Genomic DNA, 14,952 nt, shown 5'->3' with positions numbered 1-14,952 from the left:
CGGGCCGGCCCCGGCTCAGCTCCCCGCCGCGGGCGGGCGCTGGCAGCGCGGGCAGTAGTAGCTGGAGCGGTTCATCCAGGGACGGCGGCGGATCGGCGTACCGCAGCGGCGGCACGGCTCGTCCTCGCGCCCGTACGCGTCCAGCGAGCGGTCGAAGTACCCCGACTCGCCGTTCACATTCACATACAGACTGTCGAAACTGGTGCCGCCCTGGGCGAGCGCCTCGTTCATCACCTCACGGATGTGGGTGACCAGCTCCGCCGTCCGCGGCCGGGTGAGCGACGCGGTGGGCCGTTCGTAGTGCAGCCGGGTCCGCCACAGCGCCTCGTCCGCGTAGATGTTGCCGACGCCGCTGATCAGCGACTGGTCCAGCAGCGCCCGCTTCACGGTGGTACGCCGCCGGCGCAGCGCCGCGTGGAAGGCGTCCTCGTCGAACTCCGCGTCCATCGGGTCCCGCGCGATGTGCGCGATCACCTCGGGCAGCCCACCGTCCGTGAGCGGGTGCAGCGACAGGCCGCCGAACGTGCGCTGGTCGACGAAGCGCAGCTCGCCCTCCGCCGGATCGGTGAAGGTGATCCGGATCCGCAGATGCCGCTCGTCCGGCGCCGCCGCCGGCTGGATCAGCAACTGACCGCTCATGCCCAGATGGGCCAGCACGGCCAGCTCGCCGTCCGCCAGCGGCAGCCACAGATACTTGCCGCGCCGCCGTGCCGCGGCGATCTCGGCGCCGGTGAGCCGGGCGGCGAAGTCGTCGGCGCCCGCCGCGTGGCGGCGGATCGCCCGCGGGTGCAGCGTGCTCACCGACGCGATCACCCGGCCACTCACCCAGCGGTCGAGACCGCGCCGGACCACCTCGACCTCGGGCAGCTCAGGCAACGGACCGCCCCTGCGCCGAGCCGTCCCCGCCGCGGCGCTCCGCCGCCGCGTGGATGGCCCGCCAGGCCGTCTCCGCCGCCTGCTGCTCGGCTTCCTTCTTGCTGCGGCCGGTGCCGGTGCCGTAGGTCTCGCCACCCACGCGGGCCGCAGCGGTGAAGGTCTTCTCGTGATCGGGTCCGGCCTCGTTGATCACGTACTCGGGAACCCCGAGGCCCTGGGCGGCGCTCAGCTCCTGCAGGCTGGTCTTCCAGTCCAGGCCGGCGCCCAGCTTCGCCGAACGCTCGATCACCGGATCGAACAGCCGGTGCACCATCTCGTCGGCGGCCTCCAGGCCACGGTCGAGATAGACCGCGCCGATGACCGCCTCCAGGGTGTCGGCGAGGATCGACGCCTTGTTGCGGCCACCGGTCCCCTCCTCGCCCCGGCCCAGCCGGACGAACGCCCCCAGGTCCAGGCCGCGCGCCACATCGGCGAGCGCCCGGGCGTTGACGACGGCGGCGCGCAGCTTGGCCAGCTGCCCCTCGGCCAGCTCCGGGTAGGTGCGGTAGAGCGTGTCCGTGACGATCAGCCCGAGCACCGAGTCCCCGAGGAACTCCAGCCGCTCGTTGGTGGGCAGACCGCCGTTCTCGTACGCGTACGAACGATGGGTCAGCGCACGCACCAGAAGGGCGGACTCCAGCTGATAGCCGAGCCGCCCTTCCAGAACCGCGTGGGACGAGGCCACCTCCGCCGACGCCTGGGTCTTTGACCGATGGGCGTGAGACATGGAGCCTGTCACCCGCCGATCAGACGTCGATGACCTGACGGCGGTTGTACGTGCCGCAGTTGGGGCACGCGATGTGCTGCAACCTCGGCTCCTGGCAGCGCTCGCAGCTCACCAGGTTCGGGGCAGCGGCCTTCCACTGCGACCGGCGGTGGCGCGTGTTGCTGCGCGACATCTTCCGCTTCGGAACAGCCACGGCTACTTCTCCTGTGGATCGTCCCCGCGGGTGCGGGGTGTCTTCTTGTGGTCCGCGGGATCGAAATCCCGCAGTGCCGCCCAACGGATGTCGACGGCGGTGTCGTGATGGTGCTCCGGGTCGTCCGCGAGCCGCACCCCGCACTCGGGGCACAGTCCGGGGCAGTCCTCCCGGCACACCGGCTGCAGGGGCAGTGAAAGCACCACCGCGTCCCGCAGCACGGGTTCGAGGTCGAACAGGTCGTCCTCGAGGAAGAGCCGCTCCTCGTCCTCGGCGTCGTCGCCCGGCTCCGCGGTGCGGGTCCAGTCACCGGCGTCGGGGTAGGAGAACAACTCCTGGAACTCCGCCTCGGCCTCCTGGGCCAGCGGCTCCAGACACCTTACGCACTCCCCCGCCAGCGGTGCGCGGGCGGTACCGGTCACCAGCACGCCCTCCATCACCGATTCCAGCCGCAGATCCAGCTCCAGCGGAGCGCCCTGGGGCACGCCGATCACCTCGATGCCGAGACCCTCTGGGGCCGCGACACTGCGGGTGATCCGCTTGAGCGCACCAGGACGCCGCCCCAGCTCGCGGGTGTCGAACACCAGCGGGGCACGGTGGTCCAAGGGGGCGTTCAGGGCTCTTCGCTTTCTACGGGGCAGAACAAGGACGGATGAGGCGCGCGGCCCGATGCGGGAAGCCGGCGGGCAGCCGTGATCACTGATGCGGCACGACCGAAGAGACAGCATACGTCACAGCCGCCTCCCCTCCCAATCGGCCGCCGGGGCCGCCCCTCAAGAGCGGCCCTGCTCGTACCGGCGCAGCTGCTCGGGGTCGATCATGCCGGTGTCGAAGAGGCTGGTCTCCTCCAGCGTGCCCGACCCCTGGTAGCCGGCGGCGGGCTGCGGGTAGCCGCCGTACCCGGGCGCCTGGGCCCCGCCGCCGCCCCCGTACCCGCCGTCCTGCGGATAGCCGCCGCCCGGGCCGTACGGGTCCTGGCCGTAGCCGCCGCCCTGCGCCGCCGCGTAGCCGCCGTCCTGCGCGTAGGCGGCGGTGTCCTGGCCGGCGTACGGGGCCGGGCCGTCGGGCTGCGCCGGGTAGCCGCCGGGGGCCCCGGCGTCGGCCGCGCCGGCTCCCGGCGCCGCGTCGCCGCCCGGCCCGGTCATGCCCAGATAGCCGTAGGTGTCCTGGTCGGCGTCCGCGCTGTAGTACGCGCCGGCCGTCGGCACCGTCCCGGCGTTGTCCTGCTGGGCGACGTGCTCGGCCAGTTCGTCGATGGGACGGTGCCCGGTGAGCTTCTGCCGCCCGCGGCCGACCGCCGCCAGCGTCTTGCGCAGCACCGCCTCGATGGCGGCGAACTGGGCCTCCACGTAGGCGTCGGCCTGCTGCGGCAGATCGCCGCCCGGGTCGCGGTCGGGGCCGAGCAGCTTGTCGCGTCCGCGCTCCACCGAGCCGATGGTCTTGCCGAGGACGACCTCGAAGTTGGCGAGCTTGCTGTCCACGTAGTCGTCGGCCTCGGCCTTGATCGCGTCGGCCTCCTGGCGGGCCCTCTCCAGCAACTGGGCGGCCTCCGCCTGGGCACGCTGGACGATCTCGGTGCTATCGACGAGGGAGCCGCGCTCGGCGTGCGCGGCCTGCAGGATGCGCTGCGCCTCCTGCTGGGCGTCGGCGACGACGGCCTCCCGGTCGCCCAGCACCTCCTGCGCCTGGGCGAGGGAGCCGGGCAGGGCCTCGCGCACCTCGTCCAGCCGGGCCAGCAGGTCGGCGCGATGGATCACACAGGACGCCGACATGGGCATGCTCTTGGCGCTGCGCACCGTGTCGACGATCTCATCCAGTTTCTGCGTAACGTCCACGGGTTGACTGTACGGCCAACGGAGCGCGGCGTGGGGCTCAGGCCAGTTTGCGCTCCAGCGCGCGCATCACCGGGTCCGGGACGAGGTGGGAGACGTCGCCGCCCCAGGTGGCGACCTCCTTGACCAGGCTGGAGGAGAGGAAGCTGTGCACGGGGTTGGTGGGGATGAAGAGGGTTTCCACGCCGGTGAGGCCGTTGTTCATCTGGGCCATCTGGAGTTCGTAGTCGAAGTCGCTGACGGCGCGCAGACCCTTGACGATGGCCGGGATGTCGTGCTGCTTGCAGTAGTCGACCAGCAGGCCGTGGTGGGCGTCGATGCGGACGTTGCCGAACTCCTCGGTGCACGCGCGGATCAGCTCCAGCCGCTCGTCGATGGTGAACATGCCCTTCTTGGACTTGTTGATCATGACGGCGACATGGACCACGTCGTACAGCTTCGACGCGCGGCCGATGATGTCGATGTGTCCGTGGGTGATGGGGTCGAAGGACCCCGGACAGACGGCGCGGCGCAACGGTGACTCCTCGGCTGGCGGTGATGGGGTGACGGTCATGGCCGGTCGCTGCCGGCGGCGGGTCCGGAGAGGGGCCCGGGTGCCCCGGCGGTGACGCGGCCGTGCCACAGGGTGCCCTCGCCGTAACGGCGGGAGCGCAGGGCGGTGAAGCCGGCGGGCCAGGGGAAGGGACCTCCCCGGGTGCCGCGCTCCACGGTGACCAGCGCGTCGTCGGCGAGCCAGCCTCCTGCGCGGAGTGTGAGCAGGATCTCGTGCAGTTCGGCGTCGGTCACCGCGTAGGGCGGGTCGAGGAAGACGAGATCGTAGGGGGTCTCCGGGGCGGGTTCCCGGACGACGGCCTCGGCCCGTGCGGTGCGCAGTTCCGCGCCGGGCAGGGCCAGGTCGCGGATGTTGGCGCGGACGGTGCGGGCGGCGCGGGCGTCGGCCTCGGTGAGCAGCGCGTGGGCGGCACCCCGGGACAGGGCCTCCAGGCCGACGGCGCCGGAGCCGGCGTACAGATCGAGCACCCGGCTGCCGTCCAGCGGGCCCCACAGGGCCGTCCACGTGGAGAACAGCCCTTCCCGGGCCCGGTCGGAGGTGGGCCGGGTGCCGCCTCCGGGCGGCACGGCCAGCCGCCGCCCGCCGGCGCTCCCGGCGATCACGCGGGTCATCACGGTCCTTCGCGGCGCTCGGTATCTGCTGTCGCCCACCACGCTATACGTGGCGGTGCGGCGGTCGTGCGCCGAGGTGGGGCGTGGAGAGGCGGACGGGGGCGGGCCGGGGGCGTGGCGGCGGTGGCCGGGTCAGCCGGCCGCGACGGCGCGGGCGTGCCGGCGGGCGGCGCGCGCGGCGGCGACCTCGTCTCGGTAGACCTCGCAGACCAGCCGGCGGTCCGGGGTGAGGTCGTGCTCCAGTTCGTAGAGGCACAGTTCGCTGTCGTCGGCGAGGAGGAAGGCGTGCTCGTACACGGAGCACCAGCGGCGCCGGCCGCCCGCCGCGGCGGCGCGGGGCTCCGGCAGCCGTTCGATGCCGTAGCCCCGCGCGCCGAGCAGCAGGCGCAGGATGTCCTCGCCGGGCCGGTCGGGGTTCTCCGCGCGCCCCAGCAGCCTGCGCGCGTGCCGGGAGGAGTCCTGGCCCGGGTAGCCGCGCGGGGCAGGCACCCGGACGTCCAGCACCCCGAAGGGGTTGCTCGCCCTGGCGGCGGCGCCGGCTTCGGGCTGGTCGGTCATGGCGGAATCCTCCTGGTACGACGGCTGGTTTCTGTCCCGCGCGCACACACGGTAATGCCATGACTGCGCGACGGGGAGGGTTTTGCGGAAACCCGATCGGCCGCCCGCGTTACTGCGGCTTGTAGTAGATGCTGAACTTCCGGGCGCCGGAGCTGCCGGAGGCGAAGCCCATGCACAGCTGCCGGGGGCTGGTCAGCCGGACGGCGACCCCCTCGGGTTCGCGGAAGCCGAGCGAGTACGCGGCCTCGGTGCGCGAGCGCTGGGTGACGGTACCGGTGCGCAGGTCGAGCCGGGTGAGGTAGGTGTTGCCCCGGCCGGAGGGCGGGTTGCTGCCGCTCTCGGAGGTATAGGCGGTGCCGGTCATCTGGCAGGCGTGGTCGCCGAGCACGGCGAAGCCCTGGAAGACCTCGGAGGCGGAGACACCGGCCTGCGGCACGTCGTACAGGGCGGTGAACCGGCCGGCCTTGACGTCGCCGAGGTGCATCAGCCGGTAGCGGGCGACGCCGCTGAGCCGGTAGCGCAGGAGCAGCAGTTGGTTGAGGTTGTCGATGGACACCTGGTTGCTGGTGGAACCGGGGACCGGGCAGATCTTGGCGAGCGAGGAGGAGCCGCTGTCGAGCACGGCGCCATTGGTGAACCGGTAGCGGCTGAGGGCCCGGCCGTATCCGGAGGACGGGTTCGCGTCGGACTCGGTCCACAGCCAGGGGGTGGCGCCGGCGTGCTCGACGCCGATGGCCACGCCGTGCCCGAAGCCGCGCACGTACATGTGGCCGAGCCGGGTGCCGCTCATGGTCAGCTTGGTGATGCACATGTCGCCGCGGGCGGCGCGGTCGGCGCCGGAGACGGCGGCGGAGGGGCCCTCGCCGGCGGCGAAGGCGGGGCGGGTGAGGGCGAGGCCCGCGACGCCGGTGACGGCCGCGGCCCCCGCGCCGAGGACGAAACCGCGCCGGTTCAGCTGTGTCGTGCCGTGTTCGCTTGGTGCCATGAAGGGACCAACTCCTCGGAGGAAAAGCCGTGTTGGCTTGAACCTGACACCGCCACCGTATACGCGGTGGCGGTGCGGGCAACCGTCGTGGAGCCGGCCGGATCAGGTGCGGCTACGCATCGCCTCCCGTCGCCGGCTGCGGCGTGGCGCCGACGAGGGACGGCGAGGCGTACCGGGACCAGGACAGACAGCCGTCGGGCGGGCAGTGCCCGGGACGGCGCGGGTCGTGCCCCAGCTCGCGCAGCTTGGTGCGTACGGAGTCGGGGGTGCGGCCGAAGCGCGCGGCGATCCGGGCGATGGTCTCACCGGCGTGGAAACGCTGGGTCAGGTCCTCCTCGTGCTGGGGTATCCAGGGCGCGCCGTGGCCGGGGAACAGCTCCCGCAGAATGTCCCGGTCGGGGATCGGCTCGGCCACGTCGGCGGCCAGCGCCAGGGCGCGCAGTCCGCGGTTGAGGGCGATGCGCAGCGTGGGCACATCGGCGAGCGGCATGGTCAGGGAACCGGTGGCGAGCGGCACCCGGGGTGCCGTCTCGCGCCAGCCGGTCAGGGTCAGGGTCACGGTGATGTCGTCGTCGCTGGCCAGCTCGACACGGAAGATCTTGTCGCCGAGCGGCAGTTCGTTGATGTGGCGGAATGCCATCGGACAACCCCCAGTGGTCCGACCGCCCGCAATCCCGGATGGATTGCCGCGGACTGGGTCCAATTCTCCCAGCCACCACTGACAATTCCCGGGCGCGCGGGGGCGCCCGGCGCCCGGGGTTCAACCCTTGTCGAGGTACTCCTCGCGGTCGGCGTCCAGCAGCGCGTCGAGGGCGGTGCGCAGGGCGGGCGCGTCCTCCAGCGTGGGATCGGCGGCGACCAGCGCGGTGGCCTCGGCGCGGGCGGCGGCGATGATCTCCTCGTCCTCGATGACCGCCAGCATCCGCAGGCTGGACCGGCCGCCGGACTGGGCCTGACCCAGCACGTCGCCCTCCCGGCGCTGTTCCAGATCGATGCGGGACAGCTCGAACCCGTCCTGCGTACCGGCCACGGCGTCCAGCCGGGAGCGGGCCGGGCTGCCCTCGGGCGCCTCGCTGACCAGCAGGCAGAGCCCGCCGGCGCTGCCGCGCCCGACCCGGCCGCGCAGCTGGTGCAGCTGGGAGACGCCGAACCGGTCGGCGTCCATGATCACCATCACGGTGGCGTTGGGCACGTTGACGCCCACCTCGATGACGGTGGTGGCCACCAGCACCTGGACCTCACCGGCGGAGAAGCCCCGCATCACCTCGTCCTTGGCGTCCGGGGCCATCCGGCCGTGCAGGGCCGCCACGTTCAGCCCCGCCAGCGGCCCGGCCCGCAACTGGTCGGCGACCTCCAGCACCGCGAGCGGCGGACGCCGGTCCGCGTCCGTGCCCGAGCCGTCCTTACCGCCGTCCGCGCCCTCCCCGGCGTCGTCGCCACCGGCCCGGCGGCCCGGCTTCTTCACCGGCTCCTTCGTGTCCTCGTCGCCGATGCGCGGACACACCACGTACACCTGATGGCCGGCGGCCACCTCCTCCCGTACCCGCTCCCAGGCGCGGGCGAGGAAGTGGGGCTTGTCCCGGGCGGGCACCACATGGCTGACGATGGGGGCGCGGCCGGCCGGCAGCTGGTCGAGGACCGAGGTCTCCAGATCACCGAAGACGGTCATGGCGACGGTGCGCGGGATCGGGGTCGCGGTCATCACCAGCAGATGCGGCGGACGCTTCCCCTTGCCGCGCAGCGCGTCGCGCTGCTCCACGCCGAACCGGTGCTGTTCGTCGACGACCACCAGGCCCAGATCGTGGAACTGCACGACGTCCTCGATGAGCGCGTGGGTGCCGATCACGATGCCGGCCTCGCCGGTGGCCGCCTCCAGCAGGGCGCGGCGCCGGGCGGCGGCGCCCATGGAGCCGGTGAGCAGCGTGACGCGGGTGCCGTGCTCGGCGCCGCCGATCAGGCCGCCCTCGGCGAGGTCGCCCATCATCTCGGTGATGGAACGGTGGTGCTGCTGGGCGAGCACCTCGGTGGGCGCCAGCAGCGCGGACTGGCCGCCGCTGTCGGCGACGGCCAGCATGGCGCGCAGGGCCACCAGGGTCTTGCCGCTGCCGACCTCGCCCTGGAGCAGCCGGTGCATGGGGTGTTCGGTCGCCAGGTCGGCGAAGATCTCCTCGCTGACGGTGCGCTGGCCCTCGGTGAGGGTGAACGGCAGCCGGCTGTCGAAGGTGGTCAGCAGCCCGTCGGCGGCGGGGCGGCGCGGGGTGGCGGACAGCTGGCGGTCGGTGTGCCGGCGGCGGGCGAGCGCCACCTGGAGGACGAACGCCTCGTCCCACTTCAGGCGGTCGCCGGCGGCGGCGATGTCGGCCTTGGTGCGGGGGCGGTGCACCTTCTCGAACGCCTCGGGCAGGGGGATGAGGCCGCGCTCGCGGCGCAGCTCGTCCGGCAGCGGGTCGATCAGCCCGGACCAGCCGGAGGCGGCGAGCGAGTCCAGGACGAGGGCGACGGCCTTGGCCAGTTTCCAGGACTCCAGCTGTTTGCAGGCGGGGTAGAGCGGCAGCAGCCGCCCGGCGAACTCGCGCGCCGCGGCGGCGCCGTCGCCGGGGGCGTCACCGGTGTCGGCGCCGAGCAGTTCGTAGGCGGGGTGGGCCAGCTGGAGCTTGCGGTTGAAGACGGAGACCTTGCCGGCGAACATGCCGCGGCGGCCCGGCACCAGTTCACGCTTGTGGTGGTGGACGCCGCGGCCGAAGAAGACCAGCTGGAGCCGTCCGCTGCCGTCGGTGAGGGTGACCTCCAGGCGCTGGCCCTTGCCGCGGTTGAACGTGTGGGTGCGGGCGTCGGCGACCTCGGCGACGACGGTCACGTGCTCGTCCAGCGGCAGTTCGGCGAGCCGGGTCAGCTCGCCGCGCTCGGCGTAGCGGCGCGGGTAGTGGTGCAGCAGGTCGCCGACCGTCCGCAGGTCGAGGTGGTCGGCCATCACCTTGGCGGTGGTGCCGCCGACGACCTTGGCGAGGGGTTCAGACAGCGCGGTCACGGTGCCCATTGCACACCATGCCACCGACATCGCGGCGAGTGGCCGCGCGGCGGGGCGGCGGGGCCGGCGGCGCGGGGACGCCACGGGCGCAGGGCGTGGCGGCGCGGCGTGGGGCGCGGCGGGCCCGGGGCTCGGCAGCGCAGCAGTGCGGCACGGGGCGGTACGGCCCGCCGCGACGCGGAGAGGCCCGGGGGTGGGGCGGCGAGCGGCGGGCGGCGGCGCAGGGACGCCACGGGCGCGGGGCGGGGCGACAACGTGGCGGTGCGGCGGGGCCCGAGGCACAGGGACGTCACGGCGCGGGGCAGCGGCACGGCGCGGCGCAGCGGCGCGGCCCGGGGCAAGGCGGCGCGGAGGGGCCCGGGCGGCGGCGCGGATCCGGTGCGGCGCGGAGGGGCCCGGGCGGCGGCGCAGCGGCGCGGCGTGGTGCGGTCCGGTGCGGGCTCGGCGGCGCCGGAAGGTGGGGGTGGGACGCCGGGGCCGGTGACGGGGCGCGGGGGTCTCGGGTCACAACGGGGGCCTTGGCAGCCAGCGGGCGACGGGGCAGCGCGGTGGTGGGCCTGCTCAGCGGAGCAGGCCCACCTGCGTCGCTGGTCGCTATTCGACGCCGATCAGCAGCGGGGCTGCCTGGCGTCCCCGGTAGACGACGGTGTCCACGCCGAGGTGGCCGCGGCGTACCTGGCGTTCCAGCCGGTCGGCGAGTGCGGCGGGGGTGTCGTCGCCGAGGACGAGGGTGACCAGTTCGCCGCCGGCCGACAGCATCCGGGTGAGGAGGTCGGCGGCGACGTCCTCCGTCGCGGAGCCGATCACGGCGACGTCGCCGTCGATCAGGCCGAGGACGTCGCCGGCCTGGCAGATGCCCACGGTCGTCCAGGACTCGCGTTCGGCGACGGTGACCTCGCCGAACCGGGTGGCCCCGGCGGCGGAGGTCATGGCGACGACGTCCTCGTCGAAGCGGCGTTCCGCGGCGTGGACGGCGAGCGCCGCCAGGCCCTGGACCGGGGAGCGGGTGGGGATGACGGCGACCCGGACGCCGCGCTGGCGGGCCTGTTCTGCGGCGGCGGCCGAGGCGTGCCACAGGGCGCCGTCGTTCGGCAGCAGCACGATCTCCCGGGACCCGGCGCGGTCGATGGCCGCCGCGAGGTCGTCGGTGGCCGGGGGGCGGGCGGGGTCCGCCGTGAGGGCGGTGGCGCCGGCCTCGGTGCACAGGGCGGCCAGGCCGTCGCCGGGCATCACGCAGACGACGGCGCGGTCGGCGGCGGGTGCCGCGGTGCCGGGGGCGGCGGCGGTGAGCTGGGTGATGCTGATCCGGTGCGGGCGGCCGGCCTCGATGCCCGCCTCGACGGCGGGGCCCGGCCGGGAGGTGTGGACGTGGACGTTCCACAGGCCGTCGCCGCCGACGATCACCAGGGAGTCGCCGAGGGCGTCCAGGGTGCGGCGCAGGGCGGGTACGGCGTCGTCCCGGGCGTCCAGGAGGTAGATCACCTCGTAGCCGCCGCCGGCGCAGCCCTCGTGCCCGGGGTGGCCGGCGGCCGGATCGCCCGGCGTGCCGTGCCGGTGGCCGGCGGGCCGGCCCAGGCCGTGGTGCGGCAGGGTGTCCGGGGCGCGGCCGGAGAGCGCGGCGTCGAGTGCGTCCAACACGGTGACCAGGCCGGATCCCCCGGCGTCGACCACCTGGGCGCGGGCCAGGGCGTCCAGTTGTCCGGGGGTGGCGGCCAGGGCGGTGCGGGCCCCGGCGCAGGCGGCGGCGGCGATGTCGGCGGGGTGGCGCGCGGGGGCGCGGTCGGCGGCGTCGGCCGCGGCGGCGGCGACGGTGAGCATGGTGCCCTCGACGGGGTGGCTGACGGCCTCGTAGGCGGAGGTGGCGGCGCGGCGCAGCGCGCGGCGCAACGGCTCGGGGCCGGTGTCGTCGGCGGGTGCGGCGGCCAGTTCCTGGGCCATGCCGCGCAGCAGCTGGGCGAGGATGGTTCCGGAGTTGCCGCGGGCGCCGATCAGCGCGCCGTGCGCCATGGTGCGGGCGGCATCGCCGGGCCCCGGGGTACCGGTGCCGGGTTCCTGCGCGGCGGCGGTCAGGGCGCGGTCGGCGGACTCCATGGTGAGGTAGAGGTTGGTGCCGGTGTCGGCGTCCGGGACGGGGAAGACGTTGATGGCGTCGATCTCCGCGCGGTCGCGGCCCAGGGTGTCCAGTGCTATCCGGCACCAGCGCCGTACCGCGGCGGCGTCCAGCGGTTGCGGCACGGTGGTGACCTCGGCTCTCTCCTGGGGCGGGCGGCGGGGTGCAGCTTATGCGGACCGGGGCGGATTTCTCCGTTCGGGAAGCCGCGGGTTATGCTGCTGCGGTTGCTCGGTACGGGTGTTCTCCCGCTCATCGGGCACATCCCCGAGGGTCCTGGCCCCGGGATCCCACGTTAGTTTCTGTCACCCCGCGTACGCGGGGCTGACCCGTCTTTGGAGTGACCCGTGGCTGCCAACTGCGACGTCTGCGGCAAGGGGCCGGGCTTCGGTAACAGCATCTCCCACTCGCACCGCCGCACCCCCCGCCGTTGGAACCCCAACATCCAGCGGGTGCGTGCCGTGATCAATGGGACGCCGAAGCGCCTGAACGCCTGCACCTCGTGCATCAAGGCGGGCAAGGTCGCGCGCTGACGCATTCGGCCGCGGTCCGCTCGTAAGCCGCTGAGCCGGTCCACCTCCGTGGTGGGCCGGCTTTTTGGCGTTCCCGCGCGCGGAAGCGGGGCCGGTGGCGCGCGCATCCGGTACGCGCCGGCCCGCGGCGCAGGCGCAGGCAGCAGCGGTCAGATGCGGTATCCGTGGTGCACCGGCCCGATCCCGGCGCCCAGCGGGAATCCGGCGGCCAGGGCGCCGGTGACGTACTCCTTGGCGGCGCGGGCGGCGGCGGGCAGTTCCGCGCCCCGGGCGAGTCCGCAGGCGAGGGCGCTGGCCAGGGTGCAGCCGGTGCCGTGGGTGTGCCGGTTGGGGTTGCGGGGGGCGCGCAGCCAGTGCTCGGTGCTGCCGTCGGTGAGCAGATCGACGGCGTCGCCGCCGGGCAGGTGGCCGCCCTTGATCAGCGCCCAGCGCGGCCCGTAGGCGAGCACCGCCTCCGCCGCGGCCCGCAGGTCGGATTCGGCGGTGACCCGGACCCCGGTGAGCTGGGCGACCTCGTCCAGGTTGGGCGTGACGACGGTCGCGGCGGGCAGCAGCACGCTGCGCACGGCGTGCACGGCGTCGGCGGCCAGCAGCCGGTCGCCGTGCTTGGAGACGCCGACCGGGTCCACCACCACGGGGGCGGCGACGCCCGCGAGCAGTTCGGCGACGGTCTCCACGGTGGCGGCGGTGCCGAGCATGCCGGTTTTCACCGCCTGTACGCCGATGTCGTCGACGACCGAGCGGAACTGGGCGCGTATCGCCTCGCCGGGCAGCGGCCAGGCGCCCTGGACGCCCAGGGAGTTCTGCGCGGTGACGGCCGTGAGCACGCTCATGCCGTGGGTGCCCAGCGCCAGCATGGTCTTCAGGTCGGCCTGGATGCCCGCGCCGCCGCCCGAGTCGGAGCCGGCGACGGTCAGCACCCGGGGCGGTGCGGCGGAGTCGGGACGGGGTGCGGCGGGGCCGGCGGCGGAGGTCATGGCCCCGACCCTAGTCAGCCGTCCGAACCGAAGTGGTCCCAGCCCCCGTCCCGCTCCCACGGGGCGCCGTCCACGGTCACCTGGGGCCGTACGCTGCCCCGGGCCGGCAGCACCTGGCCGATCACCCGCCAGCGGGCGGGGAGTTTGGTGTCGGCCGGGAAGGTCGCCACGATCGCGTGGTCCTCGCCGCCGGTGAGCACCCAGTGCAGCGGGTCGACGCCCACCGCGTGCCCGATGTCGGACATCTGGGCGGGGACGTCGAGGGTGGCGGAGCGGATGTCGATCCGTACGCCGCTGCTGTGGGCGATGTGGCCGAGGTCGGCGATGAGTCCGTCGCTGACGTCCGTCATGGCGGTGGCGCCGAGCGCGGCGGCGGCGGGGCCCGCGTGGTACGGGGGTTCGGGGCGGCGGTGCGCCTCGACGAACGCGCGCGGGGAGCGGAAGCCCCGGGAGAGCACGGTGAATCCGGCGGCGGACCAGCCGAGCCAGCCGGTGACGGCCAGCAGGTCGCCGGGGCGGGCGCCGGCGCGGGTGACGGCCTCGCGGTCGCGCAGGTCGCCGAGGGCGGTGATGGAGACGGTGATGGTGTCACCGCGCACCACGTCGCCGCCCGCCACGCCGGCGCCGGCGACCTGGCATTCGTCGCGGATTCCGTCCATCAGTTCGGTGGGCCAGGTGACGGGCAGTTCGGCGGGGACCACGAGGCCGAGCAGGATGGCGGTGGGTACGGCGCCCATCGCGGCGATGTCGGCGAGGTTCTGGGCGGCGGCCTTGCGGCCGACGTCGTAGGCCGTGGACCAGTCGCGACGGAAGTGCCGTCCCTCCAGCAGGATGTCGGTGCTGGCGACCACCCGGCGGTCCGGGGCGGCGATCACCGCGGCGTCGTCGCCGGGGCCGAGACGTACGGCCGGAGTGTCGCCGATCCGGGAGGTCAGCTCCCGGATCAGCCCGAACTCCCCCAGCTCCCCCACACTGCCCTTCACTCGGCTCTCCTCAGCTCGCTTCGGTGCCGCCGCGGACGCTCCGCGGCGATCCGCACCGGACGACGTCTCCCGGTACAGGTCATGACGCGCTACGGTAGCGCCCCCGCTCCTCGTAGCCGCTGTGGAGGACCTGTGGTACAGGCGTACATCCTGATCCAGACCGAGGTGGGCAAGGCGCACGCCGTGGCCGAGGTCATCTCCGAGGTCCCGGGGGTGATCAAGGCCGAGGATGTGACGGGCCCGTACGACGTCATCGTCCGCGCGGAGGCCGCCTCGGTCGACGCTCTGGGCCGGCTGGTGGTGGCGCAGGTGCAGCGGGTGCCGGGGATCACCCGCACCTTGACCTGCCCGGTGGTCAATCTGTAGGGCGTTTTATGCTGACGGCGTGAGTCGCACCGTTCGCTTTTCCGGCACCGTCCTCGCCGCTTCGGCGGTCCTGTTGGCGCTCGTGGGGTGCGCGGCGGCGGACGGCACGGACGGCGCCGCCGCGGTGGTGGCGCCGGCTCCGGCCGCCGCGGCGGCCGAGGTGTGCGACGCGGTGGACGCCGCCCTGCCGGAGCGGGTGGAGGGCCAGGAACGGGTGGACGGCGCGGACCTCCCCGCGTACGTCGCGGTGTGGGGGGACCCGGCCATCGTGCTGCGCTGCGGGGTCCCGCTGCCGCTGGTCCTGACGCCGGGCGAGGAGGGGTACGACCCGCTCGCGGACGCGGTGGACGTCAACGGCGTCTCCTGGCTGCTGGAGGACGCCCCCGGCGGCGGGAAGCTGTTCACCACCACGCACCGCACGGTGCACGTGGAGGTGTCCGTGCCGGCGGACTACGCGCCCGAGGTGAACCCGCTGGTGGATCTCGCCGAAGCGATCGCCGGCCAGGTGCCGCTGGACGAGCTGTACGCCCAGGAGGAGCTGTACGGCGCGCCGCCCGCCGGTTCGTGAGCGACGCCGGTAC

17 protein-coding genes are annotated in these 14,952 nt (G+C 74.3%); 3 read left to right on the top strand and 14 right to left on the bottom strand.

What is annotated here, in order from left to right:
- Positions 1 to 15: 15 nt before the first annotated feature.
- The 12 genes from mutM to BM385_RS22815 all read right to left on the bottom strand — a co-directional run bounded on the left by mutM (position 16) and on the right by BM385_RS22815 (position 11,637).
- On the bottom strand, positions 16 to 876 hold the full coding sequence (gene mutM, locus BM385_RS22870) for a bifunctional DNA-formamidopyrimidine glycosylase/DNA-(apurinic or apyrimidinic site) lyase (RefSeq protein WP_093844238.1): 861 nt from the start codon (positions 874 to 876) through the stop codon (positions 16 to 18).
- Positions 869 to 1,642, bottom strand: a complete 774-nt coding sequence (rnc, locus tag BM385_RS22865; protein ID WP_037756503.1) for a ribonuclease III — start codon at positions 1,640 to 1,642, stop codon at positions 869 to 871. The genes mutM and rnc overlap by 8 nt, the downstream gene beginning before the upstream one ends.
- A 19-nt stretch (positions 1,643 to 1,661) precedes the next feature.
- Positions 1,662 to 1,835, bottom strand: coding sequence for a 50S ribosomal protein L32 (gene rpmF / locus BM385_RS22860; RefSeq protein WP_026047730.1), 174 nt, complete (start codon positions 1,833 to 1,835; stop codon positions 1,662 to 1,664).
- A 2-nt stretch (positions 1,836 to 1,837) separates the two neighbouring features.
- Entirely contained in the window at positions 1,838 to 2,440 is a 603-nt protein-coding gene (locus BM385_RS22855) for a YceD family protein (RefSeq protein ID WP_019435503.1), read from the bottom strand.
- Between the two features lie 168 nt (positions 2,441 to 2,608).
- A complete protein-coding gene (locus BM385_RS22850) occupies positions 2,609 to 3,670 on the bottom strand; it encodes a F0F1 ATP synthase subunit B (RefSeq protein ID WP_093844237.1) in 1,062 nt (353 codons plus the stop codon).
- 37 nt (positions 3,671 to 3,707) lie between these two features.
- Positions 3,708 to 4,181 (bottom strand): pantetheine-phosphate adenylyltransferase, encoded by a 474-nt coding sequence (coaD, locus tag BM385_RS22845; protein WP_019435501.1) that lies wholly within the window; start codon positions 4,179 to 4,181, stop codon positions 3,708 to 3,710.
- Positions 4,182 to 4,216: 35 nt separating this feature from the next.
- A complete protein-coding gene (rsmD, locus tag BM385_RS22840; RefSeq protein WP_093844236.1) occupies positions 4,217 to 4,831 on the bottom strand; it encodes a 16S rRNA (guanine(966)-N(2))-methyltransferase RsmD in 615 nt (204 codons plus the stop codon).
- A 132-nt stretch (positions 4,832 to 4,963) separates the two neighbouring features.
- On the bottom strand, positions 4,964 to 5,389 hold the full coding sequence (locus BM385_RS22835) for a DUF6227 family protein (protein ID WP_093844235.1): 426 nt from the start codon (positions 5,387 to 5,389) through the stop codon (positions 4,964 to 4,966).
- 109 nt (positions 5,390 to 5,498) lie between these two features.
- Positions 5,499 to 6,374 (bottom strand): phage baseplate protein, encoded by an 876-nt coding sequence (locus BM385_RS22830; RefSeq protein WP_093844234.1) that lies wholly within the window; start codon positions 6,372 to 6,374, stop codon positions 5,499 to 5,501.
- Positions 6,375 to 6,486: 112 nt separating this feature from the next.
- Positions 6,487 to 7,014, bottom strand: a complete 528-nt coding sequence (locus tag BM385_RS22825; RefSeq protein WP_093844233.1) for a wHTH domain-containing protein — start codon at positions 7,012 to 7,014, stop codon at positions 6,487 to 6,489.
- Between the two features lie 120 nt (positions 7,015 to 7,134).
- Positions 7,135 to 9,411, bottom strand: a complete 2,277-nt coding sequence (gene recG / locus BM385_RS22820; RefSeq protein ID WP_175543086.1) for an ATP-dependent DNA helicase RecG — start codon at positions 9,409 to 9,411, stop codon at positions 7,135 to 7,137.
- A 585-nt stretch (positions 9,412 to 9,996) separates the two neighbouring features.
- Positions 9,997 to 11,637 (bottom strand): DAK2 domain-containing protein, encoded by a 1,641-nt coding sequence (locus BM385_RS22815; RefSeq protein WP_093844232.1) that lies wholly within the window; start codon positions 11,635 to 11,637, stop codon positions 9,997 to 9,999.
- Between the two features lie 222 nt (positions 11,638 to 11,859).
- Here BM385_RS22815 and rpmB point away from each other — a divergent pair, with 222 nt between their 5' ends.
- The gene (rpmB, locus tag BM385_RS22810) at positions 11,860 to 12,045 is read left to right on the top strand and encodes a 50S ribosomal protein L28 (protein ID WP_078576355.1); all 186 of its coding nucleotides are present in this window, start codon (positions 11,860 to 11,862) and stop codon (positions 12,043 to 12,045) included.
- 149 nt (positions 12,046 to 12,194) lie between these two features.
- On the opposite strand, the gene thiD is transcribed toward rpmB, so the two are convergent.
- Both thiD and BM385_RS22800 read right to left on the bottom strand, forming a co-directional pair.
- The gene (gene thiD, locus BM385_RS22805) at positions 12,195 to 13,022 is read right to left on the bottom strand and encodes a bifunctional hydroxymethylpyrimidine kinase/phosphomethylpyrimidine kinase (protein WP_093844231.1); all 828 of its coding nucleotides are present in this window, start codon (positions 13,020 to 13,022) and stop codon (positions 12,195 to 12,197) included.
- A 14-nt stretch (positions 13,023 to 13,036) separates the two neighbouring features.
- Complete coding sequence (locus BM385_RS22800) at positions 13,037 to 14,005, bottom strand: thiamine-phosphate kinase (protein WP_019435492.1); 969 nt, start codon at positions 14,003 to 14,005, stop codon at positions 13,037 to 13,039.
- Between the two features lie 132 nt (positions 14,006 to 14,137).
- Between BM385_RS22800 and BM385_RS22795 the strand changes: the two genes are divergently transcribed.
- Together BM385_RS22795 and BM385_RS22790 are read left to right on the top strand one after the other, a co-directional pair.
- Complete coding sequence (locus BM385_RS22795; protein ID WP_019435491.1) at positions 14,138 to 14,371, top strand: Lrp/AsnC family transcriptional regulator; 234 nt, start codon at positions 14,138 to 14,140, stop codon at positions 14,369 to 14,371.
- A gap of 19 nt (positions 14,372 to 14,390) precedes the next feature.
- Positions 14,391 to 14,939, top strand: a complete 549-nt coding sequence (locus BM385_RS22790) for a DUF3515 domain-containing protein (RefSeq protein ID WP_254791710.1) — start codon at positions 14,391 to 14,393, stop codon at positions 14,937 to 14,939.
- The last annotated feature ends 13 nt before the right edge of the window (positions 14,940 to 14,952 follow it).

It is taken from the genome of Streptomyces harbinensis, from assembly GCF_900116145.1.
Lineage (GTDB): Bacteria > Actinomycetota > Actinomycetes > Streptomycetales > Streptomycetaceae > Streptomyces > Streptomyces carpaticus.
The sequence above is the reverse complement of the archived record's forward strand: the minus strand, read 5'-3'. Positions and strand labels throughout refer to the sequence as shown.